This window comes from Nocardiopsis akebiae (assembly GCF_018316795.1).
GTDB lineage: Bacteria > Actinomycetota > Actinomycetes > Streptosporangiales > Streptosporangiaceae > Nocardiopsis > Nocardiopsis dassonvillei.
The window spans coordinates 6,343,274-6,364,780 of sequence record NZ_CP074132.1 but is presented as its reverse complement, the minus strand read 5'-3'; the positions used below and the strand labels follow the sequence as shown (position 1 = coordinate 6,364,780).

24 protein-coding genes are annotated in these 21,507 nt (G+C 73.0%); 12 read left to right on the top strand and 12 right to left on the bottom strand.

Annotation, left to right across the window (positions count from 1 at the left end; all coding sequences use genetic code 11):
* The first annotated feature begins 176 nt into the window (after nucleotides 1-176).
* The 6 genes from KGD83_RS27305 to KGD83_RS27285 all read left to right on the top strand — a co-directional run bounded on the left by KGD83_RS27305 (nucleotide 177) and on the right by KGD83_RS27285 (nucleotide 5,800).
* Nucleotides 177-1,745, top strand: a complete 1,569-nt coding sequence (locus KGD83_RS27305; RefSeq protein ID WP_212641773.1) for a PucR family transcriptional regulator — start codon at nucleotides 177-179, stop codon at nucleotides 1,743-1,745.
* 197 nt (nucleotides 1,746-1,942) lie between these two features.
* On the top strand, nucleotides 1,943-2,272 hold the full coding sequence (locus KGD83_RS27300) for a hypothetical protein (RefSeq protein ID WP_212641772.1): 330 nt from the start codon (nucleotides 1,943-1,945) through the stop codon (nucleotides 2,270-2,272).
* 168 nt (nucleotides 2,273-2,440) lie between these two features.
* Nucleotides 2,441-3,277 carry a GAF domain-containing protein gene (locus KGD83_RS28895; RefSeq protein ID WP_249352042.1) on the top strand — a complete coding sequence of 279 codons (837 nt, stop codon included), beginning with the start codon at nucleotides 2,441-2,443 and terminating at the stop codon, nucleotides 3,275-3,277.
* A 119-nt stretch (nucleotides 3,278-3,396) separates the two neighbouring features.
* Entirely contained in the window at nucleotides 3,397-3,777 is a 381-nt protein-coding gene (locus tag KGD83_RS28890) for a hypothetical protein (RefSeq protein ID WP_249352041.1), read from the top strand.
* Between the two features lie 110 nt (nucleotides 3,778-3,887).
* Nucleotides 3,888-5,411, top strand: coding sequence for an acetaldehyde dehydrogenase ExaC (gene exaC / locus KGD83_RS27290; protein ID WP_212641771.1), 1,524 nt, complete (start codon nucleotides 3,888-3,890; stop codon nucleotides 5,409-5,411).
* The gene (locus tag KGD83_RS27285; protein ID WP_212641770.1) at nucleotides 5,411-5,800 is read left to right on the top strand and encodes a DUF779 domain-containing protein; all 390 of its coding nucleotides are present in this window, start codon (nucleotides 5,411-5,413) and stop codon (nucleotides 5,798-5,800) included. The genes exaC and KGD83_RS27285 overlap by 1 nt, the downstream gene beginning before the upstream one ends.
* A 69-nt stretch (nucleotides 5,801-5,869) precedes the next feature.
* On the opposite strand, the gene KGD83_RS27280 is transcribed toward KGD83_RS27285, so the two are convergent.
* The 3 genes from KGD83_RS27280 to KGD83_RS27270 all read right to left on the bottom strand — a co-directional run bounded on the left by KGD83_RS27280 (nucleotide 5,870) and on the right by KGD83_RS27270 (nucleotide 7,762).
* Nucleotides 5,870-6,223 (bottom strand): MerR family transcriptional regulator, encoded by a 354-nt coding sequence (locus KGD83_RS27280; protein ID WP_212641769.1) that lies wholly within the window; start codon nucleotides 6,221-6,223, stop codon nucleotides 5,870-5,872.
* Between the two features lie 709 nt (nucleotides 6,224-6,932).
* The gene (locus KGD83_RS27275; RefSeq protein ID WP_212641768.1) at nucleotides 6,933-7,256 is read right to left on the bottom strand and encodes a hypothetical protein; all 324 of its coding nucleotides are present in this window, start codon (nucleotides 7,254-7,256) and stop codon (nucleotides 6,933-6,935) included.
* 77 nt (nucleotides 7,257-7,333) lie between these two features.
* Nucleotides 7,334-7,762: an Hsp20/alpha crystallin family protein gene (locus KGD83_RS27270; RefSeq protein ID WP_274975958.1), complete on the bottom strand. Its 429-nt coding sequence runs from the start codon at nucleotides 7,760-7,762 to the stop codon at nucleotides 7,334-7,336.
* Between the two features lie 145 nt (nucleotides 7,763-7,907).
* Here KGD83_RS27270 and KGD83_RS27265 point away from each other — a divergent pair, with 145 nt between their 5' ends.
* The gene (locus KGD83_RS27265; RefSeq protein ID WP_212641767.1) at nucleotides 7,908-8,192 is read left to right on the top strand and encodes a MerR family transcriptional regulator; all 285 of its coding nucleotides are present in this window, start codon (nucleotides 7,908-7,910) and stop codon (nucleotides 8,190-8,192) included.
* Between the two features lie 105 nt (nucleotides 8,193-8,297).
* Here the strand turns inward: KGD83_RS27265 and mnhG are convergent, their stop codons facing one another.
* The 6 genes from mnhG to KGD83_RS27235 are packed head-to-tail and all read right to left on the bottom strand — an operon-like array spanning nucleotide 8,298 to nucleotide 15,114.
* Complete coding sequence (gene mnhG, locus KGD83_RS27260) at nucleotides 8,298-8,702, bottom strand: monovalent cation/H(+) antiporter subunit G (protein WP_212641766.1); 405 nt, start codon at nucleotides 8,700-8,702, stop codon at nucleotides 8,298-8,300.
* Nucleotides 8,699-9,064, bottom strand: coding sequence for a monovalent cation/H+ antiporter complex subunit F (locus KGD83_RS27255; protein ID WP_212641765.1), 366 nt, complete (start codon nucleotides 9,062-9,064; stop codon nucleotides 8,699-8,701). The genes mnhG and KGD83_RS27255 overlap by 4 nt, the downstream gene beginning before the upstream one ends.
* Nucleotides 9,061-9,678, bottom strand: coding sequence for a Na+/H+ antiporter subunit E (locus tag KGD83_RS27250; RefSeq protein WP_212641764.1), 618 nt, complete (start codon nucleotides 9,676-9,678; stop codon nucleotides 9,061-9,063). Before KGD83_RS27250 ends, KGD83_RS27255 begins: the two co-directional genes overlap by 4 nt.
* A complete protein-coding gene (locus tag KGD83_RS27245) occupies nucleotides 9,675-11,333 on the bottom strand; it encodes a Na+/H+ antiporter subunit D (RefSeq protein ID WP_212644630.1) in 1,659 nt (552 codons plus the stop codon). The genes KGD83_RS27250 and KGD83_RS27245 overlap by 4 nt, the downstream gene beginning before the upstream one ends.
* 2 nt (nucleotides 11,334-11,335) lie before the next feature.
* Complete coding sequence (locus tag KGD83_RS27240) at nucleotides 11,336-12,166, bottom strand: Na(+)/H(+) antiporter subunit C (protein ID WP_130396182.1); 831 nt, start codon at nucleotides 12,164-12,166, stop codon at nucleotides 11,336-11,338.
* Nucleotides 12,163-15,114, bottom strand: coding sequence for a Na+/H+ antiporter subunit A (locus tag KGD83_RS27235; protein ID WP_212644629.1), 2,952 nt, complete (start codon nucleotides 15,112-15,114; stop codon nucleotides 12,163-12,165). Before KGD83_RS27235 ends, KGD83_RS27240 begins: the two co-directional genes overlap by 4 nt.
* Nucleotides 15,115-15,353: 239 nt before the next feature.
* Between KGD83_RS27235 and KGD83_RS27230 the strand changes: the two genes are divergently transcribed.
* The 3 genes from KGD83_RS27230 (at nucleotide 15,354) to KGD83_RS27220 (ending at nucleotide 17,272) form a co-directional block, all read left to right on the top strand.
* A complete protein-coding gene (locus KGD83_RS27230; RefSeq protein ID WP_212641763.1) occupies nucleotides 15,354-15,830 on the top strand; it encodes a MarR family winged helix-turn-helix transcriptional regulator in 477 nt (158 codons plus the stop codon).
* 162 nt (nucleotides 15,831-15,992) lie between these two features.
* Nucleotides 15,993-16,652 carry a ClpP family protease gene (locus KGD83_RS27225; protein ID WP_212641762.1) on the top strand — a complete coding sequence of 220 codons (660 nt, stop codon included), beginning with the start codon at nucleotides 15,993-15,995 and terminating at the stop codon, nucleotides 16,650-16,652.
* A complete protein-coding gene (locus KGD83_RS27220; RefSeq protein ID WP_212641761.1) occupies nucleotides 16,649-17,272 on the top strand; it encodes an ATP-dependent Clp protease proteolytic subunit in 624 nt (207 codons plus the stop codon). Before KGD83_RS27225 ends, KGD83_RS27220 begins: the two co-directional genes overlap by 4 nt.
* 218 nt (nucleotides 17,273-17,490) lie before the next feature.
* Here KGD83_RS27220 and KGD83_RS27215 read toward each other — a convergent pair whose 3' ends face one another.
* Nucleotides 17,491-17,874, bottom strand: a complete 384-nt coding sequence (locus KGD83_RS27215) for a helix-turn-helix domain-containing protein (protein ID WP_212641760.1) — start codon at nucleotides 17,872-17,874, stop codon at nucleotides 17,491-17,493.
* Between the two features lie 188 nt (nucleotides 17,875-18,062).
* Here KGD83_RS27215 and KGD83_RS27210 point away from each other — a divergent pair, with 188 nt between their 5' ends.
* Both KGD83_RS27210 and KGD83_RS27205 read left to right on the top strand, forming a co-directional pair.
* Nucleotides 18,063-18,662, top strand: coding sequence for a hypothetical protein (locus tag KGD83_RS27210; protein WP_212641759.1), 600 nt, complete (start codon nucleotides 18,063-18,065; stop codon nucleotides 18,660-18,662).
* A 120-nt stretch (nucleotides 18,663-18,782) separates the two neighbouring features.
* Nucleotides 18,783-19,052, top strand: a complete 270-nt coding sequence (locus tag KGD83_RS27205; RefSeq protein WP_019609367.1) for a GlsB/YeaQ/YmgE family stress response membrane protein — start codon at nucleotides 18,783-18,785, stop codon at nucleotides 19,050-19,052.
* Nucleotides 19,053-19,327: 275 nt separating this feature from the next.
* On the opposite strand, the gene KGD83_RS27200 is transcribed toward KGD83_RS27205, so the two are convergent.
* Together KGD83_RS27200 and galK are read right to left on the bottom strand one after the other, a co-directional pair.
* Entirely contained in the window at nucleotides 19,328-20,242 is a 915-nt protein-coding gene (locus tag KGD83_RS27200; protein WP_212641758.1) for a Gfo/Idh/MocA family protein, read from the bottom strand.
* A gap of 103 nt (nucleotides 20,243-20,345) precedes the next feature.
* Entirely contained in the window at nucleotides 20,346-21,485 is a 1,140-nt protein-coding gene (galK, locus tag KGD83_RS27195) for a galactokinase (RefSeq protein WP_212641757.1), read from the bottom strand.
* Nucleotides 21,486-21,507 lie beyond the last annotated feature (22 nt).

Genomic DNA, 21,507 nt, shown 5'->3' with positions numbered 1-21,507 from the left:
CCCGCGCCGCGAAAGCGGGTCCGCGGACGGGGCGAGCACAGCGGTGGCCGACGCGGGGGCCGTCGCCTACCACGAGTGTGTCCACCGGGACGGGACCCGGCGTTATCCTCGGGCGACAATCAGATGAGGTCCCTTTGTGGCCGCGGAACAACTCCGCCGCCGGGAAAGGAGCGGGCGTGATCCACCTCGACCGTCTCGTCAACGTCCTGGGCGGCTACGGAGCCCGGCTCGTCGGCCCCGAGCCGCCGCGCCGCAGGGAGCTGCGCAGCGTCGCCATGCACGACCCCACCGACGACGTGCCGCAGCTGGGCGACGCATTCCTCGCCGTCGGCGTGGACTCGGCCGCCGAGGCGGTGCGCCTGGCGGAGCAGGCCCGCGCGACCGTCGTCATCGTCCGGTCCGCGACCGAACCGGGCGACGACGTGCGCGCACGCCTGGGAGAAGGCGGCCCGGCCCTCCTGGTCGTGGAGCCCGCCGTGTCGTGGAGCCAGGTCTCCGGGGTCGTCTACGGGCTGGTCCTGGAGGGGCGCGAGACCGAGGCCGGGCGCGGCCCCAGCGACCTGTTCACCCTGGCCGACACCGTCGCCGCCGAGGTCGGCGGACCCGTCACCATCGAGGACCGCGCCTCGCGCGTGGTGGCCTACTCGGCCTCCCAGGGCGGCACCGACCGGGTGCGGCGCGACACCCTCGTCGACCGGCGGGTCCCCGAACGGGTCCGCGAACGCCTCGACGCCGACGGGGTGCTCACCCGGCTGGCCGCCGCGACCGGGCCCCGGTTCGTGCCGGGGATACCCGAGCTCGGCATGGGCGGACGCACCGCCGCGCCGATCCGGGTGGGCCGCGAACTCCTGGGCACGCTGTGGGTGGTGTGCGACGCCCCCCTGGACGCGGACCGCTCCCGGGCACTGAGCGAGGGGGCGCACACGGTCGGGCTGCACATGCTGCGCGCCAGGGTCAGCAGCGACCTGGAGCGGCAGGTGGAGTCGGAGTCGGTGATCGACCTGCTGGAGGGCTCCGCCGACCCGGCGCAGACGGCCGGGCGGATCGGCCTGCTCGGGGCGGGGCTGCGGGTGATCGCCTTCCAGGCGCGCGCCCGCACCGAGCCGGAGGCCGCGATCCTGCACCTGTTCGAGCAGGTCACCACCGGGTTCGGCTGGTCGCGTCCGGGGCGCAGCACCCTGCTCGGAACCACCGTGTACACCGTGCTGCCGTGCGGGGACGACCCCGCGCCGGCGGTGGAGTGGGTCCGCTCCACGCTGCGCGGCCTGCCCGGCCGGCTGGGCGTGGTGGCCGGGGTGGGCGGCACCGCCGACGCCGCGGGCCTGCCCGCCAGCAGGCAGGAGGCGGACGAGTGCCTGACGCTGCACGGTCAGGCGCCCGAGGGCGCCGACGCGGTCGTCTACGACGACGCCTGGGACTCCGTGCTGCTGCGCCGTCTGCGCCTGGTGGCCGAGGCCGGGCGCATGCCCGTCCGCAACCCGGTGGCGGACCTGGTCCGGTACGACGCCGAGCACGGCACCGACCACGCGCGCACGCTCCGCGCCTGGCTGTACGTGCACGGGGACCTGGGGCGGGCGGCGGAGCTGCTGGGCCTGCACCCCAACACGGTGCGGTACCGGCTGCGCCGGATGGGCCGGGTCGCGGACCTGCCGCTGCACGACCCGCGGGCCCGGGTGGCGATGACGGTCGCGCTCGCCGCGCTCGTGGCGGACCCGCCCGGCGGGGAGGGGTGGCGGCCGGTCTGAGCCGGAACCCGGCCCGCCCGCGTCCGCGTGCCGCGCGGGCCTGCCCGGGGGCGCGGCCGGTCGGGGGCCTCGGCCGCGCGTGCCGCGCGGGACGACCGCGCACCCGCCCCGAACCGGCGCTCGTGTGTGTTCCGGCGCACTCTCCCGAGTTCGGCAATGCCCGGGTGCGCGGGTCCGCGGATCGCTACCGTTTGCGCATGAGCACACTGATCAAGGACCTGACAGCGTTGTTGGGGACCGCGGCGACGACCACCCGGTGGGACGGGCGGGTGGAGGAGGAGCTGGCCCGGCCCCTGGTGGAGGCGGGCCTGGCCCGCAGGACCCCGGCCGGGACCTACCTGACCCCCGCCGGGCGCGACGCCCTCCCCGACGGCGCCACCGCGCGCGAACTGCGCCCGCGCTTCGACTGGGGCAGCGACCCCTACCCGGCCGCGCCTCCTGCCGTACCGACCGTGGAGGACGTGCGGGCCTACCCCGCCTACTGGCTCTGCGGCCCCGGCAGGGAGCGCGTCCGCGAGGAGTTCTGAGGCGGGCGCAGCGGAGGACCCGTCCGTCCGGGGCGGGTCCGCGCGTACGGGACGGGGCGCGTCCGGTTCGCCCCTGCCCCTTGTCAGAAGGGGCGGACGCGGCTTCAATCGGGGTGTCGGGCGGTCCGTCGGCACGGCCCGCCGTCGCCTCGGCGGAGGGAAGCGCGCATGCCGGGACCGTGGAACGCGTGGCCGTGGGAGGCCGACCCCGAGGCCGTGCGCCGGGACGTGGCTGTCGCGCACACGCGCTTCACCGACTCCGGACGGGTCAGCGGCCCGGTCCGCCCCGTCGTCGGCGCCTCCTGGCGGCGCAGCGCCCAGCACGGCGTGGACCCCGACACCGCCCTGCCCCGAGTCGAACTCACCGGCCCCGACCTGCTCGACCACCGCGAGGCGCACCCCCTGGCCGCCGTCATGCCCCTGCTGCGGCACCTGCTCGTCGACACCGCGCCCGGCCCCCAGATCCTCGCGGTGGGCGACGCCTCGGGCCGCCTGCTGTGGGTGGAGGGCGACCACCGGCTCCGCCGCCGCGCCGAGGACATGTACTTCGTCGAGGGCGCCAACTGGCACGAGCACGCGGTCGGCACCAACGCGCCCGGCGTCGCCCTCGCCCTCGACCACGAGGTCCAGGTCTTCGCCAGCGAGCACTTCGCCCGGGACGTGCAGCACTGGAGCTGCTCCGCCGCGCCCCTGCACGACCCCGGCACCGGCGCCCTCCTGGGCGTCCTCGACCTCACCGGGGACAGCCACCTCGCCTCGCCGCAGGCCCTGGCCCTGGTCCGCGCCGCCGCCACCGCGGCGGAGGCGGAGCTGCGCGCCCTGCGCGCCGGGGCCCGGGGCCCGCGCCGGGACGGCGGCGGGCGGTCCGGACGGGCCTCGCGCCCACCGGCCCGCGCGCGGGCGCCGCCACCGACGGGGACCACGGACCCGGCGGGGACGACCGGCTCCGCGTCCTTGGGCGTGACGGTGCCCGGCTCACCCTGGACGGCCGCGACCTGGCCCTGAGCGCCCGCCACTCCGAGATCCTGCTCCTGCTCGCCCGCAGTCCGCGCGGGCTGACCGGCGACGAGCTCGGCGCCCGGCTGCACGAGCGGGACGCCTCCCCGATCACCGTCCGCGCCGAGGTGTCGCGCCTGCGCCGCCTCCTCGGCCCCGGCCTGCTCGCCTCCCGCCCCTACCGGCTGTGCCGTCCGCTGGCCACCGACGTGGACGAGGTGCGCCGCCACCTGGCCGGGGGCGCCTACCGGCGGGCCCTGGACTCCTACGCCGGGCCGGTCCTGCCCCGCTCTGAGGCGCCCGGCGTGGCCGAGGTCCGCGACGGCCTCCAGGCCGAGGTGTGCGAGGCCCTGGGCGCCAACGCCGCACCGGACGTGCTCCTGGACTGGGCCGAGCACCCCGAGTGGCGCGACGACCCCCGCGTCCTGGCCGCCGTGCTGCGCGCCCTCGACCCCGCCTCCCCGCGCCACGCCGCCCTGCGCGGCAGGCTGCGCTGGCTCGGCGGCTGACCCGACCGCAACGTGGTCGCAACGTGGCGGTGACTAGCGTCACCCTCCCGACCTCCCCGGAAGCGGCTGCCGGTCCCACGGCCGGAGCCCGGCGAAGCAAGGAGACCTCCATGGCGATCTACACACCCCCGGGACGGCCCGGAAGCGTCGTCGAGTACGCCGCCCGCTACGACAACTGGATCGGGGGCGAGTGGGTCCGGCCGGTCCGGGGCCGCTACTTCGAGAACCCCAGCCCCGTCAACGGCCGCGTCTTCACCGAGGTCGCCCGCAGCGGCGCGGAGGACGTGGAACTGGCCCTGGACGCGGCCCACGGCGCCGCCCCCGCCTGGGGCCGCGCCTCCGCCGCCGAGCGGGCCCTGGTACTCAACCGGATCGCCGACCGCGTCGAGGAGAACCTGGAGCGGCTCGCCGTCGCCGAGTCCTGGGAGAACGGCAAGCCCGTCCGCGAGTGCCTGGCCGCCGACCTGCCGCTGGCCGTCGACCACTTCCGCTACTTCGCCGGGGCGATCCGCGCGCAGGAGGGGCACACCTCCCAGATCGACGGCGACACCGTCGCCTACCACTTCCAGGAGCCCCTGGGCGTGGTCGGCCAGATCATCCCGTGGAACTTCCCGCTGCTCATGGCCACCTGGAAGCTCGCGCCCGCGCTGGCCGCGGGGAACGCGGTGGTGCTCAAGCCCGCCGAGCAGACCCCCGCCTCGATCCTGCTGCTCATGGAGCTCGTCGCCGACCTGCTGCCGCCCGGCGTGGTCAACGTCGTCAACGGCTTCGGCGCGGAGGCGGGCAGGCCGCTGGCCAGCAGCCCCCGCGTCGGCAAGGTCGCCTTCACCGGCGAGACCACCACCGGCCGCCTCATCATGCAGTACGCGTCGGAGAACCTCATCCCGGTCACCCTGGAGCTGGGCGGCAAGAGCCCCAACATCTTCTTCGCCGACGTGGCCGCGGCCGACGACGCCTTCTACGACAAGGCCCTGGAGGGATTCGCCCTCTTCGCCCTCAACCAGGGCGAGGTCTGCACCTGCCCCTCGCGGGCCCTGGTGCAGGACGCCGTCTACGACCGCTTCATGGGCGACGCCCTGGCCCGCGTCGGCCGGATCCGGCAGGGGAACCCGCTGGACACCGAGACCATGGTCGGCGCGCAGGCCAGCAACGACCAGTTGGAGAAGATCCTGTCCTACATCGACATCGGCCGCCAAGAGGGGGCCGCGGTGCTCGCCGGAGGGGAGCGGGTGGACCCCGGCGGCGACCTGTCCGGCGGCTACTACGTCGCGCCGACCGTCTTCGAGGGCCACAACGGCATGCGGATCTTCCAGGAGGAGATCTTCGGCCCGGTGGTGTCGGTGGCCCGCTTCGACGACTACGACGACGCCCTCAAGACCGCCAACGACACCCTCTACGGGCTGGGGGCGGGGGTGTGGTCGCGCGACGGCAACACCGCCTACCGGGCGGGCCGCGACATCCAGGCGGGCCGCGTGTGGGTGAACAACTACCACGCCTACCCGGCGCACGCGGCGTTCGGCGGGTACAAGCAGTCCGGCATCGGCCGCGAGAACCACAAGATGATGCTCGACCACTACCAGCAGACCAAGAACCTGCTGGTCAGCTACTCCGACAAGGCGATGGGGCTGTTCTGATGGACCCCCGCGCCGACGGCGCGGCCGTGGAGAGGGTGGCCGTCACCGACGCGGCGGCCGCCCTGCTCCGCGAGCTGCGCGACGAACACGGGCCGCTCATGTTCCACCAGTCCGGCGGGTGCTGCGACGGAAGCTCCCCGATGTGCTATCCGGCGGGGGAGTTCCGCACCGGGGCCTCCGACGTGCGCCTGGGCGACCTCGACGTGGGCGCGCCCGAGCCGGTGCCGGTGTGGATGTCGCGGGCGCAGTTCGAGCTGTGGAGCCACACCCACCTGACCATCGACGTCGTCCGGGGCAGGGGAGCGGGCTTCTCCCTGGAGGCGCCGACGGGCAACCGGTTCCTCATCCGCTCCCGGCTGATGACCGACGACGAGGCCGACCGCCTCTGAGCCCGCGCGGACGCGGCGGGGCGGAGGACGCGGCGGGACCGCCGTCAGTCCACGCCGCCCCGTCCTCCGTCAGGCGTTTCCGGGGTCCGGGCGCCCGGCGGCCCGCGCGTCGGCCTCGGAGGCGCGCAGCGCCTCGTTGATCCGCTGGGCCTCCTCCAGTTGGTCCTCCAGGATGATGATCCTGCACGCGGCCTCGACCGGAGTGCCCTCGTCCACGAGTTCGCGGGCGCGGGAGGCGATCCTGAGCTGGTAACGGGAGTAGCGGCGGTGCCCGCCCGCCGAGCGCAGGGGCTCGATCAGCCGGGCTTCGCCCAGAGCGCGCAGGAAGGCCGGTGTGGCACCGATCATCTCCGCCGCGCGGCCCATGGTGTAGGCGGGGTAGTCGTCATCGTCGAACCGGTCTTCGGTTTCGGGACGGGACAAGCGTTTCTCTTTCTCTCCTCATCGCACGCCGAGGGCCCCAGCGCCGAACAGCGCTGGGGCCCGAGAGTTCAACACCATCTACCGGCTGCTGCCGGTCTTCCGCTTCCCGAGGTCGAACTGGGACGGGATCGCGGGGATCGCGGTTGTGTGACCGTGGACCACCTCTTCCGAACCGGGGCCTGCGGTACCCGAGCGGGACGTCCCCACACCCGGGCGATCCTCGATGGCATCTACTCCTCTCGATCTCACTGCGTACACTTCACACCTGCCGCGGCGTCCCCCGTGCCGGCGGGGCGCCGGTCCTGCGGTACTGCCTCAACTCTTCCGTACTGCGGTCCTACCGGCTCCCGGCGTCTTGAAGCACGTGCACACCGGTCGAGCCGACCTGCTCTTTCACTGCGCGGCCCTTCCCGTGCGGGCGAAGAACCGGTCCTGCGGTACTGCTCTACCTCTGTACTGCGGTCCTACCGGCTCCCGACGCCGTATGAAAACCTCCGCGTCGGTCGAGCCCTACCGCGTTCTCCCTGTTGCCGCGGCGTCCCCCGTGCGGGCGGAACGCCGATCCTGCTCCCCACCGGCGTATCCGGTGGTCCACCTCGTGGATCTCTGTGGCTACGACAGGAAATGTATCAGCGCTTCAGGCGGATGTCTACTCTGGCCGATGTAGATTTCGGCGAGTCCCGCGTGCAGGTCCTCCGAGAGCGCCGCCTCAGCCCGCTCCGGCGGGCACGGGAGCCTCCAGGGAGGCCCGCAGTTGCTCGGCCAGCGGTTCGTCGAGGCTGTGCGGCAGGCCCCCGTGACGGGGGTCCCGGCACGCCCGGCGGAAGGCGTCCGGGTCGCCGGTCAGCTCCGCGGTGGCGCTCCGGAGGTCCTCCAGCGCCCGGCGGAGGCGGTCGGGGGCGCTTCCCCACGCGGTCTCGTAGGCCCGGAGGGCGCGGAAGAAGCGGACGCACGCGAAATGGGTCGTCTCCCGGTGGTCGTGGCGCTGGATGTGCTCGGCCACCGCGCGGGTCCTGCGGAGTGTGGAAGGCATCGGATCACTGCTTCCTGAGGGGAGGGGCACGGACACTGCTCGGGGGTGGCGGCCCGGCCTGAGCCGGGCCGCCGGGCTCAGGCCCGGATGCTGCGGGGCCGGCCCTCGCCCGTGCCGACGCTGATCTTGCGCGGCTTGGCCTGCTCGGCGACCGGGATGCGCAGGGTCAGGACGCCGTCGGCGTAGTCGGCCCGGATGGCGTCGGTCTCCAGCGTCTCGCCGAGGAACAGCTGCCGCGAGAAGGTGCCGGTGGGCCGCTCGGCGACCACCACCGACTCGCGGTCGCGCACGGTGTCGGGGCGCTCGGCGGTCACCGTGAGCACGTTGCGCTCCACCTCCAGGTCGATGGAGTCGGCGCGCACGCCGGGCAGATCGAAGCAGACGACGAAGACATCGCCGTCGCGGTAGGCGTCGATCGGCATCGCGGCCGGTCGGGACGCCTCGCCCAGGATCCGCTGTGTCAGGCGGTCGACGTCCCGGAAGGGGTCGGTACGCATCAGCATCATGGAAACCTCCCTTGGCTCTGCTAGAAAACCTGATGCGAGCTGACGCAAGTTTTATACCTCAGTCTAGAGAGGTAAACAACTATGCCGGACAAAGATTTTCTCAAGCCGTGGGTAAGATGACGCTCCCGAAGGGAAGGACGCGCTGATGAGGGAACCGCGGCCGGATCCCGTCCGGGGCCTGTACACGATCTCCGTGGCCGCGGAGCTGTCGGGCGTCGCGCCGCGGAGCATGCGCGCCTACGAGGAGCGGGGCCTGGTCGCCCCGGCGCGCACCGAGGGCGGCACGCGGCTGTACAGCGACGACGACATCACCCGCCTGCGGCGGGTGGCCGAGCTGGCCGCCCAGGGGGTGAACCTCGCGGGGATCGGCCGGATCCTGGAACTGGAGGAGGAGAACACCCGGCTGCGCGGCGGCCCCGGGGGCGGGTGAGGCGGACGGGGACCGGCTCCGCCCGGACCCGGCCCGGACACGGCGAGGGCCCCGGGAGCGGGTTCAGCCGCCCCCGGGGCCCTCGCGCGGACTCCCGCCCGCCGTCTACCGGGAAGCGCCGTCCGCTTCGCCGCCGCCGTTCCCGCGCCTGGCCTCCAGGCGCTCGGCCAGCTCGTCACGGGTGATGAGCTCCTCGTCGATGCGCCCGGTCCGGTAGCCCACGCGGGCGGCGATGTGGCCCGCGACCGGGACGGTCACGATCTGGAACAGCGCCACCAGCAGCAGCGTTCCGACGCTGAAGACGTTGGTCTCCACGGGGATCAGCCGGATGCCGATCCCCACCAGCACCAGCAGCAGCCCCAGGATCTGCGGCTTGGCGGCGGTGTGCATGCGCGAGAGCAGGTCGGGGAAGCGCAGCAGCCCCACGCCCGCCACGAACGAGAGCATGGCCCCGGCCAGGATGCACAGGATCGCCACCCAGTCCAGGACGGTGATGAGCTGGTCGCTCACGAGGTCTCCCCCTTCTCCGGCCGCTCCGAGCCGGGGACAGCGTCGGTGGGCGTCGCGGAGGTCGGGTGGGCCTCGGTCGGCGTGGCGATGTGCTCCTGGTCCTCGTGCGCCCGCCGCGCGACGAACTTGGCGATGCTGACCGAGCCGACGAAGCCCAGCAGGGACAGGACCAGAAGCGTCGGCAGCACCGTGGGGTCGCGGGTGAAGGCCGAGTAGGCGCCCACGCCGGCCAGCGCGGAGGCGAGCAGCACGTCCACGGAGATGGCCCGGTCCAGGATGCCCGGGCCGATGAGCATCCGGGTCACGCTCAGCAGCGCGGCCAGGCCGAGCAGGACGCCGATGACGATCCACAGGGCGTTCACGGTCTCCCCCTCTCCCCACCCTGCGCGGACTCCCCGGTCCGCAGCGCGGCGATGTCCTCGCGGGTGCCCAGTGCCATCACGATCCGCTCCTCCAGGTGCAGGACGTCCTCGCGCCCCTGCTCGATCGAGCTGTCGTCGTCCGCGCCCAGCACGTGCACGTACAGGGTCCGGTCGGGCTGGCCCACCTCGACGATCACCGAACCCGGGATGATCGAGCTGGCGATCGACACGCACACCTGCATCAGGTCGGAGTCGGTGCGCAGCCGCACCTCCACCACCGAGCTGTGCACGCGTCCGGGCGTGAAGGTCTGCACGGTCACCCGGAAGCTGGCCCAGACCATCCGGGCGAGCATGTACACCAGCAGCCGGAGCAGGTACAGCGGCCGGAACCGGAACCCCGGGGAGATCGGCGGCAGCGGGAACACCAGCATGATCACCACCGACACCAGGAAGCCCAGGACCAGCAGGCCCAGCGACTCCGGGCGCAGCCGGAAGGCGTCGAAGAGCAGCATCCACACCAGCGTCATGCCGAGCGCCACCGGGATCTGCACCTTGCCCAGGCGCCTGCGCAGCGCGGTCAGGCCGATCCGCTTCTTCTCCTGCAGGCCGTTCACCGGTCGCCTCCCAGAACCGCCTCGATGTAGGGGCCGCGCGCCTGGAGTTCGACCGCCGCGTCCGAGGAGTACTCGATCAGCGGCCCGGCCAGCACCGTCAAAGCGATGCTGAACACCACCAGCGCCACCGTGGCGCCGACCATACTCCTGGGCAGGACGACGGACGTGACCACGGGTGTGGCCGCGGTCGAGGTGTCGCCCAGGCGGGAGGACGGGCCGACCGCCTCGCCGGGGCCCAGGGCCGCGGTGGAGGGGTCGTCGGTCTCGGTGTCCTCCAGCACGGTGCCGGGCTCGGCCACCATGCCCTCGGAGGGCGTGCGCCAGAACGCGTAGTTCCACACCCGGGCGATGACGTACAGGGTCAGCAGGCTCGTCAGCACCGACGCGCCCACCAGGGTGTAGGCCAGCGGCGTGCCCGCCTCCACCCCCGCCTGGATCAGGCCGAGCTTGCCGAGGAAGCCCGACAGCGGCGGGATGCCGCCCAGGTTCATCGCCGGGACGAAGAACAGGACCGCGAGTATCGGCGCGATCCGCACCAGCCCGCCCAGGTGGTCCAGCGAGGTGGAGCCGCCCCGGCGCTCGATCAGACCCGTGATGAGGAACAGCGTGGTCTGCACCGTGATGTGGTGCGCGACGTAGAACACCGCGCCCGCCATGCCCTGCTCGCTGCCCAGGGCCACGCCGAACACCATGTACCCGATATGGCTGATCAGCGTGAACGACAGCAGACGCTTGATGTCGGTCTGCGCGACCGCGCCCAGGATGCCCATGATCATCGTCGCCAGGGCCACGACCATCAGCAGGTCGTTGAGCTGCTCGCCCGGGAACAGCAGGGTCTGGGTGCGGATGATCGCGTACACGCCCACCTTGGTGAGCAGGCCCGCGAACACCGCCGTGACCGGCGCGGGCGCGGTCGGATAGGAGTCTGGCAGCCACGCGGCCAGCGGGAAGACCGCGGCCTTGATGCCGAAGGCGAACAGCAGCACGACCTGGAGGACCGCCCGCAGGTCCGAGGACAGCTCGGGCAGCCGCTCGCCGAGCTGGGCCATGTTCACCGTGCCGGTCGCGCCGAAGACCAGCGCGATGGCGATGAGGAACAGCACCGACGACACCAGGGACACCACGACGTAGATGGCGCCCGCCCGCATCCGGGACTGCGTGCCGCCCAGGGTCAGCAGCACGTAGCTGGCGGTCAGCAGGATCTCGAACCCGACGTACAGGTTGAACAGGTCACCGGCCAGGAAGGCGTTGGAGACGCCCGCCACCAGGATCAGGTAGGTCGGTTGGTACACCGACAGCGGCGCCACCTCGGCCTTGCCCGCCATGCCCTGGCCGATGGAGTACACCAGCACGGCCAGCGTGATCGCCGCCGACACCGTGACCATCAGCGCGGAGAGCCGGTCGGCGACCAGTGTGATGCCGATCGGCGCCTCCCAGCCGCCCACCTGTACGACCTGCGGGCCGTAGGCGTGGGAGCCGAGCATCAGCACGAGGCCGATGACCAGCACCAGGGCCAGCGAGATGACGCTGAGCGCCTGCTGGAGCCGGGGCCAGCGGATGCCGAGAGCCAGCTTCACCCCGGCCGCGAACAGCGGGAGCACCACCGGCAGCGGGATGAAGTAGTGCAGCAGACCGACGAAGTAGTCCGTCCCCATGGTCACTCGCTCCCTTGCAGGTCGCTGTCCTCGGCGCGGGCCAGGCGCTCGCGTTCGGCCCGCATGGTCTGGCGCGCCTGCCTGCGCTGCGAACGGATGCGGCGGCGCAGCTCGCGCCACAGCTCGCGCTCGGCGGCGCGGTCGGCCCGCCTGTGCTCGCGCAGGCGCCTGCGCCCCTGGCGGATGCGCCCGCGCAGCTCCTGGACCTGGGCGGTCATCGACTCCGCGCGGTCGCTCAGGCGGCGCATGGTCTCGCGTGACTGCTCGTCCGGATCGTTCTCCTCCGCCTCCAGCTCGTAGCGGGCCAGTTCGGCCTGCGCCCGCGCGATCTCGGCCTTGATGCGGGCCTGCTCGGCCAGCTCCCGGGCGTCGGCGGTGGCGATGGTCGCCTGGAGTTCGGCCCGCTGGCGGCGGATGTCGGCCTGGAGCCTGCGGCGCTCCTTGAGGAAGCGCTGGCGCACCGCGCGGCGGCCCTCGCCCTGGACGATGCGCAGGTCCTCCGCGTCGTCCTGGACCTCGTCGTTGCCCTCCAACTGCCAGTTCCGGTAGGCCATGGCCAGCAGGAACGCGGTGATGCCGAGGGTGATGACGATCGCCGTCAGGATCATCGCCTGCGGCAGCGGGTCGGTCATCTCCTCCGGTTCGGTGAGCCACAGGACCGGCGGCCCGCCGGGCTCGCCCGCCATGGACAGGATCATCAGGTTGACCCCGTTGCTCATGACGATGAAGCCGAGCAGCACGCGGGTGAGGCTGCGCTCCAGCAGGAGCACGACGCCCACCGCGACGAGGACGCCGACGATGACGACCAGGAGCAGGCTGGGGGACTCGTTCACGAGATGACCTCCTCGGCGCGTTCGGGGCCCCCGGTCCCGGCATCGGCCTCCGAGTGCGCGGCGTCCCGCTCGATCTGCTCGTCGATGCGGGCGCCGAGGCTGCGCAGGATGTCCAGGATGAGCCCGATCACCAGCAGGTACACGCCGATGTCGAAGAGCAGGGACACCGTGACGTGGGCCTCGCCCAGGATCCAGAAGTCGATGTAGGCGTCGCCTCCCGCCAGGACGTCGGTACCGAAGACGGCCCCGCCCAGCGCGGTGCCGGTGGCCACGGCCAGGCCCGCGCCGATCAGCGCGCCCGGCTGCACCCACGCGGTGGCGTACAGCTCGAAGCGGCCTCCGGCCAGGTAGCGGACGATGAACGCCAGACCCGCGACGATGCCGCCAGCGAAGCCGCCGCCGATGGCGGTGTGGCCGGTCAGCAGCAGGTACACCGAGATCACCATGATCACCGGGAACAGGAAGCGCGAGACGACCTCGAAGATGACCGACCGGCGCTCGGTGGGCAGGGCGTCGGCGCCCGGCAGCCAGGTGCGCGCCCACCGGGGCTCGATGTGCATCCTGCGGGGGGCGAACCGCAGGCCGCCGAGGTCGAGGCCGCGCTGGCCGTCCGCGGGCGGCGGCGGTTCGGTGACCGACAGGGCCATCACCCCGCCCGGAGTCTTGCGCGGCTGGGCACGGCGGCGCACGAACATCAGGCTGGCCACACCGGCGGCCGCGGCGGCTAGCACCGAGATCTCGCCCATGGTGTCCCAGGCGCGGACGTCGACCAGCAGGACCGAGATGATGTTGTAGCCGCCGGCCTCCTCGGCCGCGGCCGGGTAGCCCGCCGAGACGGAGGGCTCCTGGCGGCCCGCGAGGGCGAACCAGGTCATCGCGGCCACCAGGACTCCGGTGGCCGCGCCCAGGGCCAGGTTCCACACCCTGCGCCCGCGCAGCGCGGGCGCCGAGAAGCGGGCCGGGAAGCGGCGCAGCACCAGCACGAAGACCACCAGGCTGACGGTCTCCACGAGGAACTGGGTGAGCGCGATGTCGGGGGCGCCCATCAGGTAGAACAGGGCGGCGACGCCGTAGCCGCCGGTGCCCACGAGGATCACCGCGAACAGGCGGCGGCGCACGAACAGCGTCAGCAGGGCGGACGCGCCGATGATCACGACCGGGATGATCTGGACGGGGTTGTCCCACAGGCGCACCGCGGGGTAGTCCCCCTCCCAGATCCGGCCGCTGACCATCCACCATCCGGCGGCGATGACCAGGGCGACCAGGATCGTGCCGAGGTAGACCGGCAGCGAACCGCGCTGGGTGCCGCCGGTGACCTGGAGGGCCAGGTTCTCCAGCGCGGCCAGCATCCGGCGGTAGACCCGGTCCGCGTCGGGCAGCGCGGTCCGCGTTCCCGCCCACACGATCTCGTGCCGGAACCGGAACAGCGCCAGGCCGCCCGCGACGCACACCGCCGACAGCAGCAGGGGCAGTCCCGGGCCGTGCCACAGGGCCAGGTGCTTGACGTAGTCGCCCTCGGCGACGGGGACGGTGTCGGCGTACACGGCCAGGAAGGGGTCCACGAGGGTGGAGAGCAGGCCGCCGAGCAGGCCGAGCCCGGCCAGGACCGCGGCGGGCGCCTGGAGGAGCGGGCCGGGGGCGTGGAGCGGGGTGGGCGGGACGTTCTCCTTGTCCCAGAAGGCGCCCCACAGGAAGCGCAGGCTGTACGCGACGGTGAAGGTGGAGCCGATCACGACGCCCGCCAGGACGGCGATGTCGGCGCCTCCGCCGTGCTCGAAGGCGCCGAAGGCCAGTTCCTTGGCGGCGAACCCGAGGGTGGGCGGCAGACCCGCCATGGAGGCCAGAGCCACGACCGAGGTCCAGAAGGTCACGGGCATGGAGGAGCGCAGGCCGGACAGCTCGCGCAGGTCGCGGGTGCCTGTGCTGTGGTCGATGACGCCGACCACCAGGAACAGCGGCGCCTTGAACAGCGAGTGCGCGATGAGCATCGAGATCCCGGCCAGGGCGCCGGCCTGCGTTCCGGCGCCCAGCAGGGTGATGAGGAAGCCCAGCTGGCTGATGGTGCCGTAGGCCAGCACCAGCTTGAGGTCGTACTGGCGCAGCGCCTTCCAGCCCGCGAGGACCATGGTGAGCGTGCCGAAGAACAGGGCCGTGTACTTCCACACGGCGACGTCGTGGAAGGCGGGGGTGAGGCGGGCCACCAGGTAGACGCCCGCCTTGACCATCGCCGCGGCGTGCAGGTAGCCGGAGACCGGCGTGGGGGCGCGCATGGCGGCGGGGAGCCACAGGCTGAACGGCAGCAGGGCCGACTTGGACATCGCGCCGACCATGATGAGCACGAGCGCGACGTTGACCAGGGCGCCGCTCGGCGGCGAGGCGACGATCTCGGAGACCACGTAGGTCCCGGCGGCCTCGCCGAGCATGATCATGCCCACGAGCATCGCCAGTCCGCCGAACGTGGTGACGGTCAGGGCCGTCATCGCCGCCCGGCGGCTCTCCTTCAGCTCCGTGCTGTGCCCGATCAGCAGGTAGGAGAAGACCGTGGTCAGCTCCCAGTAGACGAAGAGCTGGATGAGGTCGTCGGCCAGCACCAGGCCCAGCATGGCCCCGGCGAAGGCGACGAACACCCCGGCGAAGCGCGCCAGACCGGGCTCGGAGTCGTCGAAGTAGCGGGCGCAGTAGACCAGGATCAGCGCGCCCACGCCCGCGGCGATGAGCGTCATGACCAGGCCGAGGGAGTCCATGTACAGGCCGAGCCGGAGGGAGAACTCCGGCGCCCAGGGGACGGAGGCGGCGAGGGTCTCGCCGCGCATGATCGCGGGGATCTGGAAGAGGGCCCAGAGGGTGGACACACCCGGGACGACGGCGAGCGCGAGGAAGGCGTTACGGCCCCACTGGCGCACCAGTAACGGCGCGATCGCAGCTGCGATGAAATGCGCGATCAGCACTGTTGTCAATGCGCCCCTCCCGGACCTGTCCGGGCCCGCCCTGGTGTCGGACGGACGTCCACTGCCCCGCGCCGTGTCCACAACCGGTCAGTGGACGAGAGGTGTCGCTACGGTTTGTGGGGGCATGGATGTATGTGAACTTGCGTGCTTTAGCTATTTAATAGCTAGACTACACAAACGTCAAACCACCGCGCGGATTGTGGACCCGCGGTGCCCGCCCAGCATGCGAGGACCGTTTCGTGCCCGACGAGACCCACGAACCCCGTGCCGAGCAGCACGGTTCCGAGCTCGAGGAGTTCCAGCGCGCCTGGACCGAACTCATCAACGCGGCGCTCCACGCCCGCTCGCGCAGCGGCCACGGCCACCGGGGTGCCGAAGATCTCACTCTGACGCAGGCACTCCTGATGGAGGCGGTGCGCGGCATGGACGCCCCCAGCGTCGGCGCCGTCGCGCACATCGTCGGTGTCTCGTCCCCCTCCGCCACCCGCATGATCCAACAGCTGGAGCGCAAGGGCATGATGGCGCGCCGCCGCTCCGAGCGGGACGAGCGCAGCACCGTGGTGACCCTCACCGAGGAGGGCGAGCGGGTGCTCGCGATCCGCCGCAGGGACATGGAGCGCAAGCAGCGCCAGGTGTTCGACGCCATAAGGCCGTCGCTGCGCCCGATGGTGCTCACCCTGCTGCGCGACCTGCGCGAGGCCCTCGACGAGACCTGAGGTGCCCTGGGCCCGCGGGGTCCCCGGTAGGGGCCCGGAGCCCCTGTCCGCGGGGCCTCTGCCGTCGGCAGATCTGCCCCGGGCCGAAACGGTGGAAGTCTCCCTCCCCGCCGCCGCAGGCTGGGATCACCGGCCCACGGGGGCCGGGGAAGGGAGAGTGCCATGCCGACCCATGTCGCCGCCTCGGACGAGGCCTCCGGCGGTGCCTTCGACGACCAGCTGGCCGCGCGCCTGATGCGCAGCCGCGTCGTGCTGCTGGGCACGCAGGTGGACGAGGCCAGCGCCAACCGCGTGTGCGCGCAGATCCTGCTGCTCGCCGACGAGGACCCACGCAAGGACATCACGCTGGCCGTCAACAGCCCCGGGGGCTCGGTGTCCGCCGGGCTGGCCATCTACGACGTGATGAACTTCGTGCCCAACGACGTGTCCACCCTGGTCATGGGGTTCGCGGCCAGCATGGGCCAGTTCCTGGCCTGCGTCGGCACACCGGGCAAGCGCTACAGCCTGCCGCACGCGCGGATCATGATGCACCAGCCGTCCGGGGGGCTGGGCGGGACGGCCGCCGACATCGCCATCCAGGCCGAGAACCTCGCGCACACCAAGCAGACCATGGTGCGGCTCATCGCCGAGCACACCGGCCAGACCGAGGAGGCCATCTCCCGGGACCAGCACCGCGACGCCTGGTTCACCGCCCAGGAGGCCAGGGAGTACGGGTTCGTCGACCACGTGGTCGCGTCGGTCGCGGAGATGGACGGCGGCGGTGTCCGGCTGGGCGCCGGAGCGCCCGGGTTCGCCACGTACGTGAAGGGGGAGGACCGGTGAGCGGTCGTTACACGGTGCCGATGGTGGTGGAGCGCACGCCCCACGGCGAGAGGTCCTTCGACGTGTTCAGTCGACTGCTGTCGGAGCGGATCGTCTTCCTGGGCACGCCGATCGACGACGACGTCGCCAACGTGGTGATGGCGCAGATGCTCCACCTCGACTACGAGTCGAGCGAGACCGACATCCAGCTCTACATCAACTCGCCGGGCGGCTCGAACACCGCGCTGACCGCCATCTACGACACCATGCGGTTCGTGCGCGCGGACGTGGCCACGGTGTGCATGGGCCAGGCGGCCTCCGCCGCGGCGGTGCTGCTGGCGGCGGGCACGGCGGGCAAGCGAACGGCCCTGGAGCACGCGCGGGTGCTGCTGCACCAGCCCTCCGGGGAGGGGCAGGGCGTGGCCGCCGACCTGGAGATCCAGGCCGAGGAGATCCTGCGGGTCCGCTCGCAGGTGGAGGAGATCCTGGCCCGGCACACCGGGCAGACGCAGGAGCGGCTGCGCGCCGACACCGACCGGGACAAGATCTTCACCGCGCAGCAGGCCAAGGAGTACGGCCTGGTGGACGGGATCATCACCACCCGCCAGGCGCACCCGGCGGCGGGGAGGGCCGCCGCCTAGGGGACCGCCCGGAGCCGGGGGCGGTACCTCCTTGGGCCTGCCCTTCGCTCCGGCCCGTGTTCGGGCGCCCGAGGAGCGGGAACCGGGTTGAAGCAGGCACAGCGGTACCGGACGTGCGATGGCTCGTTCCTCGCGATCGCACGTCCGGTACCTCCAGAACCCCGCGGGCGCCCGGACGCTACCTCCTTGGGCCTGCGCTTCGCTTGGGCCCGCCGCCCTCAGGCGGCCAGCGACAGGACCCGGGCCTGGTGGGCGGGCGCGGCGGCGGGCCGGTAGTCGCCCAGACCGGTGCCCGTCCGGGTCAGCCGGGCTGGCACGGTGCGCTCGTACAGCTCGCCCAGCACGTCGGACAGGCTCAGCCCCAGGGAGCGGTAGACGGCGGCGAGCACCTCGGAGGAGGCCTCCTTGCGCCCGCGCTCGATCTCGGACAGGTAGGGCAGCGAGACCTGGGCGTCCTCGGCCACGTCGCGCAGCGTGCGGCCCTGTTCGGTCCGGACGCGCCGCAGCAGGTCGCCGATGAGGTCGCGCATGAGGGGTTCCGGCGGCTCCTCGGCGCGCCTGCCCGCACGGGCCTCGTCCAGGGAACTCAGGACGTCGGTCATCGGGCCTCCACGGTTGTCGTGCGCGACGGTCTCACCCGACGAGCCTACGCCGAGGCGGACCCGCGGGGGAGTGCGTCCGCGGGCCTTCTGCGAAGGGCAGAACCGTCCGGGCCGCGCGTGCGTCGCATCCGCTGTCGGGCACCCCCGGCCCCGCGCCGCGGGGCCGGAGCCTCGGCCGAGGAGAGCCGGTGCCCCCGAGGAGAGAGGCCAGGGTTGTGGACGCGACCGCCAGGAGAGCCGGAACGGTGTGCCCGCCCCGGGAGGAGTTCTCGACCGCGCGCAGGCGCGTGCTGCGCGCGCGCAGCCTCATCGCGCTCGGCTTCTACGCGCTGGCCTGGGCCCTGGTGTTCGTGGTGCTGGCGACCGCGCACTCCATGGGCGCGCTCGCGGTCTCCCGGGACGGCATGGCCTCCGTGCTGCTCGCGAGCCTCCTGCTCGCACCGGTGCTGCTGTGGCTCGTGGTCAAACCGCTGCACGTGCTCGGCCGCGCGCTGACCCGCCGACTCGGCGGCCACCGGGTGCTCTGGACGGCGGCGCTGGTCGTGGCGGCCCTGACGCTCGGGATCACCGCCCTGACCGCGCTCACGGCCGACCCCGCGCTCGGTGTGATCGCCGCGGGGGACCTCGTCGCGCCGCTGGCCGAGGGCGTGGCGCTCCTGTCCGTCGCCGCCCTGGCGGCCCTGCCCATGACCGTCCTCTACGCCGCTCTGCGCGTGGACCGGCCGATGCCCGAGTCCATCACGCGCGGCCTCCTCGCCCTGGCCCTCCAGGCGGTCACGAGCTGGTAGCCGACCAGGCCATGACCGGGCACGGAACACGCAAAGCCTTGGTTCCGGGCGCGTGTCCAGCGTGTTTTCGCCGTCACCGAGCGGGCAGGGGTTGAGGGCGTCAACATCCGGGAGGAACAGATGGAGATCACCGGAATCATCAGTGCGATCATCGTCGGCCTGATCGTCGGCGCACTGGGACGCCTCATCGTCCCCGGCAAACAGCACCTGCCGATCTGGCTGACCCTGGTCCTGGGCATCGTGGCCGCCTTCATCGGCGGTTGGATCGCCGCGGCGCTCTTCGGCGCCGGATGGATCATCACGCTGATCATCCAGGTGCTGGTGGCCGCGGCGATCGTCTACCTCGCCGACGGCTTCTACTCCAGGGGGGCTAGGGGCCGCACCGCCTAGTGGTCCGGCCGGAACCGTCGCTGATGTGTCACGAGGGTTCCGACATGCGGTGATCTTGTACTTATAGCCAATGTCGGCGCTCGAACCTCGCTATAAGTACAAGATCACGGCGGAGGTGGCGCTCCCGGCGAACCCTTGTGGCCACGGCACCAGCCCTGCGGCCGACGCGGACGCCCGAACACGGACCTAAGCGCAGCGGAGGTCCGGGGAGGCACCGACGCCGCACCGGATGCCGACCCGTGAGGTCCGCCTCCGGGCGGCGCAGTCCCGTGCCGCTAACCGAGGGCCTCGTCCACGCCCACGGACCGGCCCAGACGCACGGAGGCCTCGGCGGCCTCCAGCACGGCCACCACCTCCCGGCCGAAGCGCACGTCGCAGGGGTCGCCGACCTCACCTTCGACCTGCGCCAGCAGCCGGTCGACCGCCGTGCCGAAGGCCTGCACCGGGCTCCGGTCGCCGCCGGGCACCGGCACCCAGCCCCGCTCGCCGTGCAGCACGACCTCGAAGGCCTTGGCCCCGGGCGCGGCGTCCACGGTCACAGCGAAGGAGCCGACCGCGCCGTTCTCGTGCCGTGTGAGCATGTGCACGGTGTCGCGCGGCCCGGCCATCGCCATCACCTGCGTGACCGGGCCGAGCACGGGCAGCACCAGCGACAGCACGTGCGGGCCCACGTCCCACAGCCCGCCCTTCTGGCGACGCCAGCGCGAACCGCCGTAGGGGTTGCCGGGCTCGAAGATCGAGGCGAACAGCGTCGCCCGCACGCCGTGCCAGCCGCCCTCCGCCGCGGCCGACTCGACGAACTCCACCACGTTGTCCGAGAAACGGCTGGTGAAGAAGACCACGGACGCCAGCCCGCGCGCCTCGGCCTCGGCGACCACCGCGTCCGCCGCCAGGCTCGACAGCGCCAGCGGCTTGTCCAGCAGCAGGTGCTTGCCCGCCCGGGCGGCGCGCAGGGCCAGGTCGCCCTGGACGTGGGGCGGCAGCGCGATCGCCACGGCGTCCACGTCGTCCAGCAGCGCCTCGAAGTCCTCGTACGCCCGGGTCCCGTAGCGCTCGGCGAGGGCCGCCGCCTTGGCCGCGTCGCGCCCCCACACCCCCGCCAGAACGGCGCCGGGGTGGGCGTCCAGCGCCGCGGCGTGCGTCTCCGCGGCCCAGTAGCCGGTGCCCAGCAGACCGAACCTGAGTCCCATGCGTGCTCCCTCGTCCCTAGTGTCCACCGTCTCACCATTGTCCATGGAAGCGCTCCCACAACCCCGGGCGGGGCCGACCGCCCGCGGCTCCCCGACCGGCGCCTCAGGGGTGCAGGCGGCGCGCACCCGCGGACGGCAGGGCACCGAACGCGGTCGGCTCCTCGAAGCCCCGTTCCCGGTAGGCCTCCAGCACCGCCTTCCCGCAGGCCTCCACGCGCTCGGTCTCCACCAGGGCGACCACGCACCCGCCGAAGCCGCCGCCGGTGATCCTGGCGCCCAGCGCGCCCGCGGCCAGCAGCGCCTCCACCGCGGTGTCCACCTCGGGCACGCTCACCTCGTAGTCGTCGCGCAGCGAGGCGTGGGAGGCGGTGAGCAGCGGTCCCACATCCCGGACGCGACCGGACCGGAGCAGGTCCACGGCCCGCAGCACCCGCTCGTTCTCGGTCACCACGTGGCGCACCCGGCGCCTGGACACGTCGTCGGGCAGCGCGGCCAGGGCGCCCGGCAGGTCGGTGACGTCGCGCAGGGCCGCCACCCCCAGGACGCGCGCGGCCTCCTCGCACGAGCGGCGGCGCTCGGCGTAGGCGCCGTCCACGTGCCGGTGCGGGGCGCGGGTGTCCACCGCCAGCACGGTCAGCCCGTCCGAGGAGGGGTCGAAGGGCACCTGCTCGGTCTCCAGGGTGCGCGTGTCCATGAACAGGGCGTGCCCCTCGGTGGAGAGCATGGACGCGGACTGGTCCAGGATCCCGCAGGGCATCCCCACGAAGTCGTTCTCCACCCGCTGGGCCAGCCGGGCCACCTCGTCCGGCGCTAGGTCGGCCCCGTACAGGGAGGCCGCAGCCATGACGGCCGCGCACGACAGCGCGGCCGACGAGGACAGGCCCGCCCCGCTCGGGACCGTGCTGTCCACCAGCAGGTCCAGCCCGTCCACCGCGCGGCCCTCGTCACGCAGGACCCACAGCGCCCCGGCGGGGTAGGCGGCCCACCCCTCCACCGCGCCGGGGACCAGGTCGTCCACCGGGGCCGCGTACTCCTGCGGCGACTGCCGGGAGACCAGCCGCACCCGGCCGTCCGTCCGCCGCGCGGCCGAGGCCGTCAGCGCGTGGGGCAGGGCGAAGGGCAGCACGAACCCGTCGTTGTAGTCGGTGTGCTCGCCGATGAGGTTGATCCGCCCCGGCGCGGTCCACACGCCCTCGGGCCCGTACCCGAACGCCGAGTGGAACGCGGTCGTCACGTCGTCCACGAGGTCCTGCCTTCCTGCTGTG